Here is a 17,127-nt window from a genome sequence, read left to right on the forward strand (position 1 = left end):
ATATACAGCTAGTAGTATTCAGGCATTGGAAGGAATGGAGCACGTTCGTATGCGTCCTTCAATGTACATTGGTGATGTAGGAGTCAGAGGGCTTCACCACTTGGTTTATGAAGTAGTAGATAACTCTATTGACGAAGCTTTGGCAGGGTACTGCGATACGATCTTCGTTAGCATCAAGGAAGGAAACGGAATTGAAGTAAGTGATAACGGTAGAGGTATCCCGGTTGATTTCCACGAAAAAGAGCAGAAATCAGCTCTTGAAGTTGTAATGACTAAAATCGGAGCCGGAGGTAAGTTTGATAAAGACTCTTATAAGGTTTCAGGAGGTCTTCACGGGGTTGGAGTTTCGTGTGTGAATGCACTTTCCAATGAGATGATCACTACTGTTTACAGAGACGGAAACGTTTACCAGCAGATTTATTCCAGAGGAAAAGCGCAAACCGGTGTTGAGGAGATCGGTCACAGCGAAAGAAGAGGAACCAAGCAGTTTTTCCAGCCGGATGATACTATATTTACAGAATTAGTTTACAATTACGATACATTAGCAAGCCGTCTAAGAGAGCTTTCTTACCTTAATAAAGGGATTACCATTACGCTTACCGATGAAAGAGAAAAATTGGAAGACGGATCTTTCCGTTCAGAAGTTTTCCATTCTGAAGGCGGATTGAAAGAGTTTGTTGCTTACATTGACGGTAACCGTGAATCTATCATGGAGCATGTGATCTTCATGGAAGGAGAAAGAGATGATATCCCTGTAGAAGTAGCAATGCGTTACAACACTTCGTTCAATGAGAATCTTCACTCTTATGTAAACAACATCAACACTCATGAAGGAGGAACTCACCTGGCAGGTTTCAGACGTGCTTTGACGAGAACCCTTAAGAAATATGCTGATGATTTAGGAATTCCACAGAAGGAAAAAGTAGAAGTTACTGGAGATGACTTCCGTGAAGGGTTAACAGCTGTGGTTTCCGTAAAAGTAATGGAACCTCAGTTTGAGGGGCAAACTAAAACAAAATTAGGAAACTCTGAAGTTTCCGGTGCTGTAGATAAAATTGTAGGGGAAATGCTAACCAATTTCCTTGAAGAAAACCCAAATGAAGCGAAGCAGATCGTTCAGAAAGTGGTTTTGGCAGCAAAAGCAAGACAGGCCGCTAAGAAAGCCCGTGAAATGGTTCAGAGAAAATCTCCGATGGGAGGTTCCGGTCTTCCGGGAAAACTATCTGACTGTTCATCAAAAGATCCGGCAGAATCTGAAATCTTCCTTGTAGAGGGAGATTCCGCAGGGGGTACTGCCAAGCAGGGAAGAGACAGACACTTCCAGGCTATTCTACCGTTAAGAGGTAAAATCCTGAACGTAGAAAAATCTATGCTTCACAAAGTATATGATAACGAAGAGATCAGAAATATCTATACAGCTCTTGGGGTTTCTGTAGGAACTGAGGAAGACAGCAAAGCTTTGAACTTATCAAAACTGAGATACCACAAGATCGTTATCATGACCGATGCCGATATTGACGGATCTCACATTTCTACACTGATTCTTACTTTCTTCTTCAGATATATGAAAGAACTTATTGAGAACGGTTATATCTATATTGCGCAACCACCTTTATACCTGTTAAAGAAAGGAAACAAAAAAGTATACGCTTACAACGAAAAAGAACGTGAAGAGTTTACTTTGGAAATGTCTCCGGATGGAAAAGGGGTAGAAGTACAGCGTTACAAAGGTCTTGGAGAAATGAACCCTGAGCAGCTTTGGGAAACAACCCTTAACCCGGAACACAGAATTCTGAAGCAGGTAACCATTGATAATGCGGTGGAAGCAGACAGTATTTTCTCCATGTTGATGGGGGATGAAGTTCCGCCAAGAAGAGAATTTATTGAGAAAAATGCAAAATATGCCAAAATTGATGCATAAACGTTTTTAAAAATATAATAAAAAAGCTTCCGATTATTTGGAAGCTTTTTTATATTTGGACAAATCAAAAAACAAATAATATGTTAACTCTTTTACAAACAGACCCTTATAACGGGACAGATGCAGTGTCTGGTGCAGCCGCTGCAGGTATAGGAATGGGAGCTATGTTCTTCGGATTATTGTGCTATATATTCTATGGATATTGTATGTACAAGATCTTTCAGAAAGCAGGAAGACAAGATGCCTGGGCTGCTTTTATTCCTATTTATAATACAATCGTATTGCTGGAAATCGTGAAAAAGCCAATCTGGTGGATCATTCTTTTCTTTATTCCTTTGGTCAATATTTTTGCATGCTGGGTAGTATATGACAGACTTGCCAAAGGATTTGGAAAAGAAACACCGCTTTACACGATTCTTATTCTCCTTCTCGGATTTATTTTTATTCCGGTACTGGGACTTGGAAGTGACCAATTCGATAGCAAGCGTATTCCAAATGATTAATAATATAAAAATAAAAGACTTCAGCAATGAAGTCTTTTTTATTGATAACACAGTCATTTGTAGAATTAGTTTTACTTCTGTTTCATATTAATTCTACACCTTTTGAATTATATGAACCGTAAATTATTCTAAATTTGAAACGCAGACAATATGAAGCTTATCCCTTCATGCAGCAGGATACCATATTCTTCTTTCAATATAGAATGAATAAAAATATTCTGCTTTAACTTTTCAGAAATTACTGATGAAAAGTTGATAATGTGTTCATAGCCTTATAGGTACATTTCAAAACAGTACTTTTTTAAGTATTAGGTTAAAGGCTTCACTGGTTGAAGCCTTTTATATTTTTTTTAACAGTTATTAAGATTTTCTTATTTTTGCATCATCTTAATAACTATGATGAAAATATTAGTCCTTGGGGCTTTATCTACCGCCTCATTATATTTTGCACAAAGCTATCCTGCTTCTGCAATTCCGGAGAATTTGAAGAAAAACGCCAACGTGTTATACGAAAGGATTTTACAACTGTTCAGATCAATAAAGTTGATGAAATAAAATATCAGCATAATACGGTAACTACAGTTTTAAATAAAGATGGTGACGATGAGGCAGTAGCTTACATTCCTTATGATAAATCAAAAAGTATTTCGAATATAAAGGTTACCATCTATGATGAATCAGGAAAAAAAATTAAAAGTGTTTCAAAATCTGATTTTAAAGATGTAGCAAACAATCCTCAGGGAGTTTTTTATTCTGATAACAGGATATTGGTTTATTCATATACGCCGGTGCAATATCCTTATACTATTGATTTTTCCTATGAAGTGGAAGATGAAGACACCGTTTTCATTCCGGATTTTGTGCCTTTTAACGCTACTAAAATAGCTCTGGAAGAAGCACAGTTTAAAATCATTAACACTTCGGGAATAGAACTCAGATCTAAAATTTACCCATCAAAATACAACTATACATCCGTGATAGAAAGCGGTAGTGGAAATGATAAAACATATTCATACAAAAATGTACCTGCAATTGATGATGCTTTTATGATCCCGCAGCCTGTTAAAATCTTACCTTCGGTCAACTTTGCTCTTGCAAAATTCAGTCTGGCAGGGAAGCAGGGAACTTTGAATAACTGGACAGATTTCGGAACCTGGATTTATAATGATCTTTTGGTCCCTGTTTCTGCGTCTACTCCTGCTATTAAAGCCGAGGTTGCCTCTTTGCAATTACAGGGATCTGTAGAAGATAAAGTAAAGAAAATTTATCAATATATGCAGAACAAAACCCGGTATATAGCTGTTTCATTAGGAATAGGAGGCTGGCAGCCCATGTTGCCGGATGAAGTTCAGAAAAAAGGGTATGGTGACTGCAAGGGACTTACCAACTATATGAAGATTCTTTTGAATGAAGCAGGAATTCCTTCTAATTATTGTATCATCAATTCCGGGCGTTCACAGGTTTCCTTTGATCCGGAATTTCCTTCTATGGGTGGAAATCATATTATTCTTATGGTTCCGACAGAAAAAGGAAATATATGGCTTGAAAATACCTCTCAGCAAATTGCTTTCAACCATTTAAGTTACAGTACTACCGATAGAAATGTGCTTGCTGTAACTCCGAAAGGAATAGAACTGATCAATACACCTGTTTATAAAGCGGAACAAAACAAGGAAAAACAGAAACTGAGGGTCAACCTTAATGAAGATAACAGTATTACAGGAAGCGGCAGCTTTTCCTATACCGGGAATCAATATGATTACAATTTAAGTTTTGCCAATCTTGATCCTAAGGAAAAAAATGATGCTATAAAAAGAAGGTTTGATATTTTAAACTTTGAAAAAGTTGAGATGAAAAATTTTAATAACGACAGAGATAATGCCGTTATTACCTATGATCTGGATTTTAAGACCAATAATTTCTCCAAGAAAGCAGGAAACAGCCTTCTTTTCAGATCTGTACCAATTTTTACTGATGCTGTCTTTAAAACGGATGAAAACCGTGAGCTTCCTTTTGAAGTAGGAATGTCTTATGAGGACGAATATGAAATTGCTTTTGTAGTTCCTTTGGGCTATAAAGTAGATGAAGTTCCTGACAACTCAAATATCAATTCTGAATTTGGATCCTATAAGCTAAGTTTTGTTAAAAGTGACGGGCAGATAACGGTGACAAGAAAAATGCAGATTAATAAAGGATTATATCCAAAAGAAAAGTACAATGACTATATCAATTTCAGAAAGAAGATTCTGAATATGGACAATTCAAAAATTTTAATAACAAAAATATAACCATGAAAAAAATAATAATATTGCTTCTTTGTTCAGCCAATGCAATATTGCTGAATGCCCAGAAGAAATATGAATTTCTGAATCCACCTAAGTTTAACGAGGCAGATCTGTCTAAAGCAAAATCTTTATTAGATGAAAATGCTCCTGCCGAAATTTTGTACAAATCTGCTTATTTTATGGTAGATGCCAATACGGGTAATCTTCACAAAAGGTATCATTACAGAGTTAAGATTTATGATAAAGATAAAGCTGAAGACTGGCTGAATCTTGAAATTCCTATTTATAATGTCGGAACCAACAGAGAATCGCTGGGTAAGTTCAAGGCATTTACCTATAACCTTGAGAATGGAGCCGCTGTTCCTGTAAAAGTGGAAAAGAGTTCTCAATATAAAAGTAAAGAGAATAAGTATGTTACGCTGACAAAATTTGCTTTTCCAGGCGTAAAAAACGGATCTGTCATAGAATATCAGTATGAAATTGTATCCCCGTTCCGGTTTATGATTCCGGAAGTACTGATAGAGTCTGATACCCCTTCATTGAATACAGAATATGTTTTTGATGCACCGATCAACATGTCTTATAATATAAACTATACCGGAGGTATTACGCCTAAGTACAGGGAAATGGAGGAAAGACTGTTATATGGTACTCAGTATAAAACTTTTAGGTTTGCTTATGAAAATTTAACCGGTTTTAAAACTGAGAAATTTGTAAGAAATGACAGGAATTTCAGAACAAAAATAAGTGCCGAGCTGAACTCCACTAATTTCGGTGAGCTTAAGCTGTATTCATCTTCATGGGACCAGATTGCCAAGAGACTTTATGAAAGTGAAGACTTTGGAGGAGAACTGAAAAGAACAAAGCTTGCAAAAGAAAATATGCCTGCTGGAGTTTCGGAATTGAAGACTGATCTTGAAAAGGCAAATGCTATTTTTTCATACGTACAGAAGACTTTTACCTGGAATAAAGATAAAGGAATTTATACTGAAGACGGGATGAAGAAGCTTTTGGAAACCAAAACAGGGAATGATGCGGAAATTAATCTTTTTCTTGTGATGATGCTTCGTGAAGCAGGTCTTAAAGCTGATCCGTTGGTTATTTCTACCGTAGAAAACGGTCTTATCAATCTGGTGTCTCCTAACATATCCAATATGAATTTTGTGTTGGCTGCTATCAAGCTGGATGATCAGTTACATATTTATGATGCCACCTCCAAGCAGTCTTCATTGGATGAAATACCTCTTAAAAACTGGAACCAGTATGGAATCCTTGTCACCAAAGATAAAGCGCTGCAGATTCAGATGGCTAATCTGAAATCAAGCAATACTTACCTTACCGTGAATGCCAGAATTAATGATGACGGAAGTATTTCCGGAACCTATTCAGACAAAGATACGGGTGCCTATGCAATGTATGTTAAAGACAGCTATGATGATAATCCTGAAAAATATAAAAAGCAGTATAAAGAGAATTTCTCAATAGATTTCACGGATATCGATTCAAAAGTATTGGAAAACGGCGAATTTGAAAGCAGTATGAAGTTTTCTTCAACAAACCTTATCGACAGAGTAGGAAAGAAAATGATCATTAATCCGATGCTGTTTTTAAATAAGAATTCCAATGAATTTGATCAGACTGAAGTCCGAAAATATCCTATCGATTTCGGATCGCCAATAACCAAAGTAAAAAAGGTTACTCTTGAAATTCCAGACGGATATGTGATTGAAGAAATGCCTAAAGAAAAAAAGATTGTAACAGAAGATAAAGAAATAGCATACACCTATTCTGTACAGCAAAAAGGAAATAGACTGGAGGTCACCACTACCACAAAGGTTAACAGTTCAGACTATCCGAAAGAATATTATCCCGCATTTAAACAAATCTGGGGAGTAGCCTCAAAATTTGAAAATCAGGTGATCAGCCTTATTAAAAAGTAATTTTTTAGTACGATTTAAACAAAAAATAAAAAATTTTCAGAAACCATTCATCTTTTGAATGGTTTTTGTATTTGATACCAAAAATAAATTATGAAAAATACAATTGCTGTTATAGCATTATCTTCTTTCCTGGCCGTGGCTGCCTGTAAAAAAAGTGAAACAACAAGGCAGGCAGAAAAAACAGAAAACAAAGCTACAGAAGAATTTGTAGTAGATTCTGTAAAGGTAAATGACTCTACAAAAATTACAGACTCCTTAAAAGTGAGCTTCACTTCAAAACTCTTGGTTTTCCCTACTTTAAAAGATAAAAAACTGCTGGACAGCATCTATTTCCAGAATGAAAAAATCAAAGACTTTTCCAAAGCGGGGCTTCAGGCTTATCTTGATAAAGAAAAGAATGACTATTTCAATTCTGTAAAAAATGATAATAAAGACTGGCTTTCAGATGTGACGTATGCACAGAATTGGTATTCAAGCTCACACATGAACCTGATTTCCAATAAAAATGGGTATATGCATATCCAGTATGTAGGAAGCGGCTATGAAGGTGGAGCCCATGATAATTACGGATTTTCAGAAAGGGTTTTTGATCTTAAAAACAACCGAAAACTGGAGTTGAAAGATATTACTTCAATGCCTAAAAATAAAATTGAAGCCATACTGATGAAAAATATTGATAAAATTAACAGCGGAACGATGGATGGCGATGGGGAAGTTAAGAATTCGGAAATGCTATTGGTAGATAAAATTCCGGCTTCCGATAATTTCTATTTTGATGATAAAAACCTGTATTTTCACTACAGTCCTTATGAAATTGCAGCTTTTGCTGCCGGAGACATTACAATTCCTGTTTCATGGGAGGATCTGAAAGGGACCTTAAATGCAGAATTCAAAGAAAGAATGAAAATTAAGTAAATTAATGCTTCCAGTTCTGGAAGCATTTTTTAATTTTGTGGTGATGAACAAAGTAGCTTTTATTATCAATCCCTTTTCGGCCAAAAAAAACTATCAGCCGTTTTTGAACGAACTTAAAACGAAGGTTAAAGACCCGTTGTATTACGTGTCAGAATCTATTCCCGGAACAGATGAGTTTATTCAGGCTCATTTTGAGGAAGTGGATATTTTTGTGGCAATAGGAGGGGACGGTACCATTTCTACAGTAGCCAAAAACCTTATTAATACAGAAAAAATCCTGGCAATTTTCCCGGCCGGCTCTGGAAACGGATTTTCCAATGAGACACGATTCAGCAAAAACCTGGATGAACTTTTGGAAAAAATAAAAGCAAAAAACTCCAGGAAAATAGATACTTTTACTGTGAACGACAGGCTTTCCATCAATGTCTCTGGAACAGGTTTTGACGGTAAAGTTGTAAAGGAGTTTGAGAAAACAAGCCGCGGATTCAAAAATTACATCAAAGTTTCCCTGAAAACATTCTTCAATTATAAGCCAATTAAAGTAAAATTTTTCGATGAAGCTTATCAGCAGTACAATGGAAGATATCTGATGATGAACATTGCCAATACCCGCCAGTTTGGTAACAATGCATACATTGCTCCCAAAGCCAGCAAAAGTGATGGTTTGGTAGATATGGTTCTGGTGAAGAAATTTCCGCTTACGTATTCTGCGCTTTTTGCTTTCAGAATGTTTACCAAAAGACTCAAAGATGATGAATATGTCACTTATCTTCCCGTCTCTGAAATATCATTTAAAGTCAATACCAAAAACTGGCACCTTGATGGTGAATTCAATAAGATCAAATCACCGATTCACGTTAAAGTACAGCCTTCAAGTTTGAATATTTTGATTTAAGGTTTTGAGCCTGAAATTATTGATTCAACCCCTAATTCTGCTACCTGTTTACACTTCAAGCTTTTTCTCAACATCATGCGGATGGTCCAGGCAGTATTGAAGCTGATTTTTGTCAAGCTGCTTTTCCCAGTTGGCAACGACAACGGTCGCTACAGAATTTCCAATAACGTTTGTTAAAGCCCTGCATTCACTCATAAACTTGTCAATCCCGAGAATCAAGGTCATTCCCGCAATCGGAATTTCCGGGACTACAGCCAATGTTGCTGCGAGAGTAACAAACCCCGCACCTGTAACACCTGCTGCACCTTTTGAACTTAACATTGCTACCAGAAGGAGCATAAGCTGCTTTTCAACAGGTAGATGAATGTTTAATGCCTGTGCAATAAAAAGAGAGGCAAGTGTCATATAAATATTGGTTCCGTCAAGATTGAAAGAATATCCTGTAGGAACTACCAGACCTACAATTGCCCTTGAGCAGCCGGCCTTTTCAAGTTTCTCCATGATACCCGGTAAGGCAGATTCCGAAGAACTGGTTCCCAGAACAAGAAGAAGCTCTTCTTTAAGGTAAAAAAGGAATTTGAAAATATTAAATCCGTTATACCAGGCCACAGCTCCCAATACAATAACTACAAAAAGAATAGACGTAATATAGAATGTGGCAACAAGAAATATCAGATTCAGTACAGAATGAAGCCCATATTTTCCGATGGTAAAGGCCATTGCTCCGAAAGCTCCGATTGGCGCAAGCTTCATAAGCATATGTACGATTTTAAAAACCGGAGTTGAGAGATCCTGTAAAAAATCAGTTACTTTCTGACTTTTTTCTTTTGTTAAAACCAGGGCAACTCCCATTAAAATGGCGACCAGCAGAACCTGAAGAATATTATCCCCCACCAAAGGACTGAATAAAGTCTCCGGGATAATATTCATAATGAAGCCCGTAAGAGTAGATTCATGAGCTTTTGCCTGATATTGTGAAACATCCCCTGAAAGAGTAGAAGGATCAATATTTAAACCATGCCCCGGCTGTAGAATATTTCCTACTATTAACCCGATAATAAGAGCAAGTGTTGAAAAAGTGAAAAAGTAAATCATTGCCTTTATTGCAATTCTTCCTACTTTTTTTAAATCGGTCATATGGGCAATTCCCAACGTAAGCGTAATGAAGATCACCGGAGCGATAATCATTTTCACTAATTTGATAAATCCATCCCCCAAAGGTTTCATTTTTTCTCCCAGTTCAGGATAAAACTTTCCAAGAAGAATACCTGCAATAATTGCGATAATGACTTGAAAATAAAGCTGATTGTATATTTTTTTTGCTTTCAAAGAACAGTCGTTTTGTTTTTTTAAGGGCGAAAATTAAGAAAATTTATCTGAAAACATGACAAAAGTCATTGAAAAGAATCTGTAGGGCTGGTTTTGTAAGGGGATAAAAAAGTTCCGGCTTCATTCGAAGAATGAAGCCGGAACTTTTACTTTTTGATAATTCTGACACTTTTATTCCACGGCAACGGAATCATCTCCGCGGCCGTCTGCCACTGCATGAATATTTCCGTTTTCATCAAGAACGATCATTTCTGTTTTTCCGATATATTTTGTCTTTTCAATAACATAATTTTTACTCTTCAGTTCAGAAATAGTACTTTCAGGGAAATTGTTCTCTACCGTAATGGTTTCCGGAAGCCACTGATGGTGGAACTTTGGAGCATTCACTGAGAGATTGGCGTTCAGTTTAAAATCTACAACATTCACAATAGACTGGTATACTGACGTTGGAATGGTTGTTCCTCCGGGAGTTCCCACTACCATATAAGGCTTTCCGCCTTTCAGGATAATGGTTGGAGTCATAGAGGAAAGCATTCTTTTATTAGGCTGAATCGAATTGGCTTCTCCACCTACAGCTCCGAACATATTCGGTACCCCTGGCTTGATCGAGAAATCATCCATTTCATTATTTAAAAAGAATCCCGCTCCGGAAACTAAAACTTTACTTCCGTAATATCCGTTAAGGGTTGTGGTTACTGAAGCAGCATTTCCATCCTTATCCAATACGGAAATATGAGTAGTCTGCATCGATTCCTTAGGCTGTTCTATGATTTTGCCAACTTCTGCACTGGGAGTAGCTTTGTCAAAACTGAAACTTTTCCATCTGCCTTTCAGGTATTCGTCAGAAATCAGGTAAGAAGTTTTGTCCTGAATAAAATCCGGATCACCCATATATTCTGCTCTGTCTGCGAAAGCTCTTCTTTCTGCTTCAGCCATAATCTGAACTGCTTTTGTTGAGTTCTGCTGATATTTTTCCAGGTTTTCAAAACTCGCCATCCTCAGCATCTGGGCAAGCAGCACTCCGCCGCTTGATGGTAGAGGTATGGTGACAACATCATTTCCTTTATAATCAAATTCAAGGGCTTTTCTTTCTGCAACTTTATAGTTCTTAAGATCTTCCAGAGTGATGATTCCGTTACCTCTTTTCATTTCGGCAACCAGAAGTTCAGCTGTTTTTCCTTCATAAAAACCTTTAGCTCCTGATTTCTGGATCCGTTTTAAAGTCTCGGCCAGGTCTTTCTGGATTAACAGATCTCCGGCTTTCCAGGGAGTATCTTTTACAAAAATGATAGAAGATTTGTTATGCTTCTGAAATTTTTCTCTTTGGTTGTTCAGCATTTCTGCTTCTTTGTCTGTGATGGCAAACCCTTTTTCTGCGAGATCAATGGCAGGCTGGATGATCTTTTCCATCGGAAGCTTGCAATACTTCAAGGTAGCAAAAAATCCTGCCACACTCCCAGGAACGCCTACTGCCAGTCTTCCGTTTTGAGAAAGATCCGTATCTGCCTTTCCTTTTTTGTCGATATACATATCCCGTGAAGCTTTTTTAGGAGCAGTTTCCCTATAGTCCAATGTAAATTTTTCCCCATTGTTTTTTACACCCACCAGAAATCCGCCGCCACCAATATTTCCAGCCTGCGGATACACAACGGCAAGAGCATACTGTGTTGCTGTAACAGCGTCGTAAGCATTTCCGCCCATCTTTAAGATTTTGGCTCCCGCTTCACTGGCCAGCGGATGTGCAGAAACTACCACACCTTTATTTTTTACCTGTACTTCCTTGATAATATTGATATCTGTGAATTGAGCCCAGCTGAACTGAACTGCCAACAGCATCGAAGCAATTAAAATCTTCTTCATATGATTGTTTTTTCTTGAAACAAAATTATCGAATTTTCAGAGAACCACAGCCTGTTGATCATTTCATTTGATTTTTTCTTTTATTGAGATTATCTGATTGAGATGAAGATGGTTATCAGAGAAATGTTTTTAAATACACCTTTTTTATTATGGTTGACATGTTTTTTTTACTTTTGTACAATTCTAAAAAAATCTGAAAATGGAATCCTATACGGAAAGAATACTGATTACAGGTGCCCTGGGACAAATTGGTACCGAACTTACGAACAGACTTGTTGAAATCCACGGAGCAGAAAACGTTGTTGCTTCAGGACTGGACAGATGGCAGGAAGGAATTACTTCTGCCGGACACTATGAAAGGATGGATGTGACCAATACGCAATTGGTAAGACAGGTAATTAAAGATTACGATATCACTACAGTGTATCACCTTGCTTCGCTTTTATCCGGGACTTCGGAAAAGCAGCCGATTTTCGCGTGGAAATTAAATCTTGAGCCACTCCTTCATTTTTGTGAAATGGCGAAAGAAGGGCTTCTTAAAAAGATCTTCTGGCCAAGTTCTATCGCTGTATTTGGAAAAGGAATTCCAAAGCATGATGTGGAACAGGATGTAGTGTTAAATCCTACCACTGTTTATGGGATTTCAAAAATGGCAGGGGAGAAGTGGTGTGAATACTATTTCGACAAACATGGAGTGGATGTAAGAAGTATCAGGTATCCCGGATTGATCTCATGGAAGACTCCTGCAGGAGGCGGAACCACTGACTATGCTGTTGAGATTTTCTATAAAGCAATTGAAGACGGAAAATACACAAGCTTTATTTCTGAGAATACAGGAATGCCGATGCTGTATATGGATGATGCCATTAATGCAACCCTGAAACTGATGGAAGCTCCAAAAGAAAGTTTAACGGTTCGTTCTTCTTACAATCTGGGTGGAATGTCATTTACCCCAAAAGAACTGGCGGAAGAAATCAAGAAAGAAATTCCGGATTTTACGATCGATTATAACCCGGATTTCAGACAGGCAATTGCAGATTCATGGCCGGCTTCTATTGATGATTCGGTAGCGAAAAAAGACTGGGGACTGACGTATGATTTCGGAATTTCTGAAATGACAAAAGATATGATCAAGAATCTGAAAGTAAAATTAGGTAAGAATTAATAATGTAAAGTAATACTTTAAATAAAAATGTTTTTAACATCTGATTTTTAATGTATTAAAATATTTATATAAAATTTAATTTAAATGGTATTGTTGACTTTTAATATCACTTGTATTGAAGCTGAAGTAAAAAAGGGTTTCCGGATTTCCGATGAAGAGCGATTGAAAATCATAGAAAATAATACCAAAGCAATTCTTAGAATTTTAGATATTCATGATATCAAATCAAGTTTTTTTGTAGAGATTTCTCTTACTGAAAAACTTCAGAATTTAATAAAAGCAATTTCATCCAAAGGGCATGAAATTGCTTTTTACAATAAAGGTTCAAATCCTGAAGAAATTGAAAATGCCAAAAAGAATATTCAGGATCTTCTGGAAAAACAGATCAGGGGAATCCGCCAGAAAGATGTGAAAGTTCCGCAGGATATTTTGAAGATGATGGAATTCAATTACGTTTCTAATATTGATAATGCTAATATTCTTTTCCCGTTCAAAAGACTCAAAAGGGATACGGAAATTACAGAAGAGGACGGGCTGAGCATTGTCCCGGAAAGTATCTCTCCTTACAGCCAGCTGCCCTATAATGATTTCGTGTTCCAGATCCTGCCGATGAAGTATTATCAGAATATGGTTCTGGAGACTTTACAGAATGAAGAATTTGTGCTGATCTATCTGAACACATGGCAGTTTACGGATTTCAAGAAATACCGCTTCAATATTCCTTTTTACCGTAGCTTATTTTCGGGTAAAAAAATGGAGGACAAATTAGATGCCCTCCTTACTTTTCTCAATGACATGGAAATGGCTACTTCCCGTATGAAAGATTATGTTTTTTAGGTGATAGGTTACAGATATTAGGTTAAAGGGATTAGGGAGAACTATTTCTCATATTCAAAAATACTCAATTTCTAAAACTCTAACATTAAACTTTAAACCCTAAACTCTAAACTTTGAACCTCACTAACTCAGTTCAAAAAGCGTAATCTCCGGCAATACACCCACTCTTCCCGGATATCCCAATACTCCGAATCCTCTGTTGACATACAGCAGTTTTCCTTCACTTTCATATAAATCTGCCCATTTAGGATATTTGTACTGTACCGGTGACCATTTTACGTTTTTAAGATCCAGGCCAAACTGCATTCCATGGGTATGTCCTGAAAGGGTTAGATGGATGTTTGCAGGGTGTTTTTTTACCACATAATCAAAGTGGGTAGGGTCATGGCTCATCAGGATCTTCGTGGCGGATTCCGGTACATCTTTTAAAGCATCATCTATTTTTCCGAATTGAGGGAATGGCTTCAATCCCCAGTTCTCAACACCCAGTATATAAAGTTTTTCTCCGTTTTTTTCAATAACCCTGTGTTCATTTCTCAGCATGTCAAATCCGGCTTGTTTTTCATAACGGATCAGGGTGTCAAGATTTTCTTTTTTGGCAGCAGGGGATTCCCATGTTACATAATCTCCGTAGTCATGGTTGCCTAAGACAGCAAACTTACCATCTTTAGCCTGAATTTTAGAAAACAGGGAAATAAATGGTTTGAACTCATCCGCAACATTATTCACCATATCTCCGGTAAATAATACCAGGTCGGGCTTTTGCTCATTGATCAGCTCAATGACATGCTCTAATTTGCCTGGATCAGAGAAGCTTCCGCTGTGAACATCCGAAATCTGGATGATTTTGTATCCTTTAAAGCTTTTCGGAAGATTGGTGAAATTTACCCTTACTCTTCTCACTTTATGCCTGTACTTTCCAAACGTAATTCCATCTATGAAAAGAGCAGAAAGCACTCCGCTCATTCCCAGTCCCACAAGGCTTAAGAATTTCCTTCTTTCCGGGAAGAAATTTTCCGAAGGTTTGGAAAAGCCAATAAGGTAGCCTCCGATTCTGATGATATCATCAATTAATAAAAACAGAACCACGAAAATTTTCGGAAGGATAAAAATCAAAAACAATGAAATCATGATCTGGGCCCTTACCATGCTTCTGTCTGATCTCTGGTAATGGGTAACTTCATAAGCGAAGATTCCATATACAGCTAATGATATAACCCAATATCCGATTTTGATCCACAGGTTATCGGTAAGTGTTCTGACAGCCTGGTAAATATACACTTCCAAAAACAGGAAGATTCCGGCAATGATTAAAAAATTCTTTTGCATGTCTGGTCAAAAAAAGCACAAAGAATAACTTCCCTGTGCTTTATATTTTTTGTTTATTAAATATTTTTAAGGAAATCTGTATACAATAGCATTGATGTTCATTCCGGCACCTACCGAAGTCATCACAATGTTACCTTTTTCTTTAAACGATTGACCCTCCATTTTTCCTTTAATTATTAAATCATACATGGTAGGAATCGTTGCTACAGAAGTGTTTCCGAAATCCTGAATCGTCATAGGAGAGATAGCGTGATCGTATTCTTTCACATCATAAAGCTTGTGAAGCCTTTCGATCATGGCGTAATCCATTTTAGCATTTGCCTGGTGAATTAAGATTTTGTCTATATCTTCAATAGAAAGACCGGCATCAGTAATGGTGTCTTTGATGGCAACCGGTACATTTTTCAGAGCGTATTCATAGATTTTTCTTCCTAACATTCTTACATAAAGACGTCTCTGATCTACTTCTTTATTGATGGAAGGAGCGTTTTCAAGATAGTTCAGTTCCGGGCCATTGTCACAGATTGTATTGTGAGCGATAATTCCCACATTTTCTTCATCAGTTGCTTTTACGACTACAGCTCCTGCACCATCGGCAAAAATCATTCTGTTTCTGTCATGCGGATCTGTTACGCGGCTTAATGTTTCACCTCCTATTACCAGGATCGTTTTGGCTACTTTGGCTTTGATCAGATTATCAGCCAGGATCATAGCTTCTACCCATCCCGGGCATCCGAAAAGCATATCGTAGGTTACGCACTTTCTGTTTTTGATTCCCAGCTTATTCTTTACTCTCGCTGCCATGGTAGGCATAAAATCAGCATATCCGTGTTCAGTAACTTCCCCGAAATTGCTTGCATAAATAATATAATCAAGGTCTTCACCATCTACTTTTGCATCCTCAAGGGCAATTTTTGCAGCTTCATAACCGATTTGTGAGTTGGAAAGATGATCCTCAATGAATCTCCTGTTTTCGATTTCTGTAATCTCTACAAATTTCGCAATGGTTTCTTCCACAGGCTTTTCAATCTTTACCCCGTCTTCAGTGTAGAACTCAGAATTCATGAAGTAATCTCTACCAATAACTCTGTTCGGAATATAACATCCAGAGCCAATAATGATCGTATTCGGCATTCGTTTATATGATTTTTTTAAAGATGCAAAGTTAATAATTAATATTAATAACGGAGAATTAAAAATATTATTAAATTTGCAAAAATTGTACTTTACAATCTATGAAAAACAACTCGTCCTTAAAAGGCTTACTTATTGCAGCTGTGGCGTTTATCGTTGCCTTTGGGATCTACTTCCTTTTTTTAGCCAAGAAGAATTATTATGTTGTAGATAATCCTACCCCGAATACTTATTATTTCAAGATCAATAACGGATCTGAAGGAGTTATTTCAGCGGGGCAGTATGTGCATGTGGATTTGAATAAAGGGAAGAACTCTATTCAGGTTTTTGATCAGAATAAAAAAATGCTGTACGATTCGGCATTTGAAGTCAACAAACTTCGCGGTCTGATCAATATTACCCACCAGGATTACTACATTAATGACCAGTACTACGGATACAACCTTAAAAAAGATTCGTTACTGACAGCACTTGATAAAACAGTTATTGACGGAAAGGATTATTACGGAGGAGCGAAACGCTTCAATAAGCTTTACACAGAAGACTTTTATTACAATGTGGATGAAGATTATGACAAAGTGATCAAGAATATCCAGAAAGTGGAATCAAGATCCAAAATCTTCAGAAAGCAGGATTACCTAAATTATTACAAAGAATATTACAAGTTTTAAGTTTTGACAAAAGATATCACCAAAGTTACTCCCTACAATTCAGAGGCTACGAAAAAAAGCCAGGTAGAGGATATGTTCGACAACATTGCACCGAAGTATGACCTTCTGAACCATGTTTTATCCATGAAAATTGATGTTTTATGGAGAAATAAACTGGTAAAATGGATGAAAAATGATAATCCGCAGGAAGTGCTGGATGTGGCTACAGGAACGGGAGATCTGGCTATTACTATAGAAAAAGGAACCGGTTCTAAAGTGGTTGGATTAGATTTATCACAACAAATGCTGAATGTTGGCGTTATTAAAATAAAAAAACTTAAATTAGACGGCAAAATTTCCATGC

General features: G+C 37.1%; 14 protein-coding genes. 10 read left to right on the plus strand and 4 right to left on the minus strand.

The window, feature by feature from the left end; translation table 11 throughout:
- From gyrB to ACE3RB_RS18180, 6 genes are all read left to right on the plus strand, one after another.
- On the plus strand, positions 1-1,921 hold a 1,921-nt coding region (gene gyrB, locus ACE3RB_RS18155; RefSeq protein ID WP_374465506.1), incomplete at its 5' end, for a DNA topoisomerase (ATP-hydrolyzing) subunit B.
- Positions 1,922-2,001: 80 nt separating this feature from the next.
- The gene (locus tag ACE3RB_RS18160; protein ID WP_374465507.1) at positions 2,002-2,424 is read left to right on the plus strand and encodes a DUF5684 domain-containing protein; all 423 of its coding nucleotides are present in this window, start codon (positions 2,002-2,004) and stop codon (positions 2,422-2,424) included.
- A gap of 377 nt (positions 2,425-2,801) precedes the next feature.
- Complete coding sequence (locus ACE3RB_RS18165) at positions 2,802-4,712, plus strand: DUF3857 domain-containing protein (RefSeq protein ID WP_374465508.1); 1,911 nt, start codon at positions 2,802-2,804, stop codon at positions 4,710-4,712.
- 2 nt (positions 4,713-4,714) lie between these two features.
- Positions 4,715-6,649 (plus strand): transglutaminase domain-containing protein, encoded by a 1,935-nt coding sequence (locus ACE3RB_RS18170; protein ID WP_374465509.1) that lies wholly within the window; start codon positions 4,715-4,717, stop codon positions 6,647-6,649.
- A 90-nt stretch (positions 6,650-6,739) separates the two neighbouring features.
- Positions 6,740-7,564, plus strand: coding sequence for an RsiV family protein (locus ACE3RB_RS18175; RefSeq protein ID WP_374465510.1), 825 nt, complete (start codon positions 6,740-6,742; stop codon positions 7,562-7,564).
- Positions 7,565-7,568: 4 nt separating this feature from the next.
- Positions 7,569-8,459, plus strand: a complete 891-nt coding sequence (locus ACE3RB_RS18180; RefSeq protein ID WP_374465511.1) for a diacylglycerol kinase family protein — start codon at positions 7,569-7,571, stop codon at positions 8,457-8,459.
- A 48-nt stretch (positions 8,460-8,507) separates the two neighbouring features.
- Here the strand turns inward: ACE3RB_RS18180 and ACE3RB_RS18185 are convergent, their stop codons facing one another.
- A complete protein-coding gene (locus ACE3RB_RS18185; RefSeq protein WP_374465512.1) occupies positions 8,508-9,788 on the minus strand; it encodes a dicarboxylate/amino acid:cation symporter in 1,281 nt (426 codons plus the stop codon).
- A gap of 171 nt (positions 9,789-9,959) precedes the next feature.
- Entirely contained in the window at positions 9,960-11,648 is a 1,689-nt protein-coding gene (gene ggt / locus ACE3RB_RS18190) for a gamma-glutamyltransferase (protein ID WP_374465513.1), read from the minus strand.
- A gap of 199 nt (positions 11,649-11,847) precedes the next feature.
- Here ggt and ACE3RB_RS18195 point away from each other — a divergent pair, with 199 nt between their 5' ends.
- Together ACE3RB_RS18195 and ACE3RB_RS18200 are read left to right on the plus strand one after the other, a co-directional pair.
- Complete coding sequence (locus ACE3RB_RS18195) at positions 11,848-12,813, plus strand: NAD-dependent epimerase/dehydratase family protein (protein ID WP_232723176.1); 966 nt, start codon at positions 11,848-11,850, stop codon at positions 12,811-12,813.
- Positions 12,814-12,897: 84 nt separating this feature from the next.
- Positions 12,898-13,650 carry a polysaccharide deacetylase gene (locus tag ACE3RB_RS18200; protein WP_374465514.1) on the plus strand — a complete coding sequence of 251 codons (753 nt, stop codon included), beginning with the start codon at positions 12,898-12,900 and terminating at the stop codon, positions 13,648-13,650.
- Positions 13,651-13,773: 123 nt separating this feature from the next.
- On the opposite strand, the gene ACE3RB_RS18205 is transcribed toward ACE3RB_RS18200, so the two are convergent.
- Positions 13,774-14,979 (minus strand): metallophosphoesterase, encoded by a 1,206-nt coding sequence (locus ACE3RB_RS18205; protein WP_374465515.1) that lies wholly within the window; start codon positions 14,977-14,979, stop codon positions 13,774-13,776.
- 66 nt (positions 14,980-15,045) lie between these two features.
- Complete coding sequence (locus tag ACE3RB_RS18210) at positions 15,046-16,113, minus strand: 3-oxoacyl-ACP synthase III family protein (protein WP_002980530.1); 1,068 nt, start codon at positions 16,111-16,113, stop codon at positions 15,046-15,048.
- Between the two features lie 101 nt (positions 16,114-16,214).
- Here ACE3RB_RS18210 and ACE3RB_RS18215 point away from each other — a divergent pair, with 101 nt between their 5' ends.
- Both ACE3RB_RS18215 and ACE3RB_RS18220 read left to right on the plus strand, forming a co-directional pair.
- Positions 16,215-16,784: a hypothetical protein gene (locus tag ACE3RB_RS18215; protein WP_332388493.1), complete on the plus strand. Its 570-nt coding sequence runs from the start codon at positions 16,215-16,217 to the stop codon at positions 16,782-16,784.
- 3 nt (positions 16,785-16,787) lie between these two features.
- On the plus strand, positions 16,788-17,127 hold a 340-nt coding region (locus ACE3RB_RS18220; protein ID WP_374465516.1), incomplete at its 3' end, for a class I SAM-dependent methyltransferase.

It is taken from the genome of Chryseobacterium sp., from assembly GCF_041914225.1.
Classification (GTDB): domain Bacteria; phylum Bacteroidota; class Bacteroidia; order Flavobacteriales; family Weeksellaceae; genus Chryseobacterium.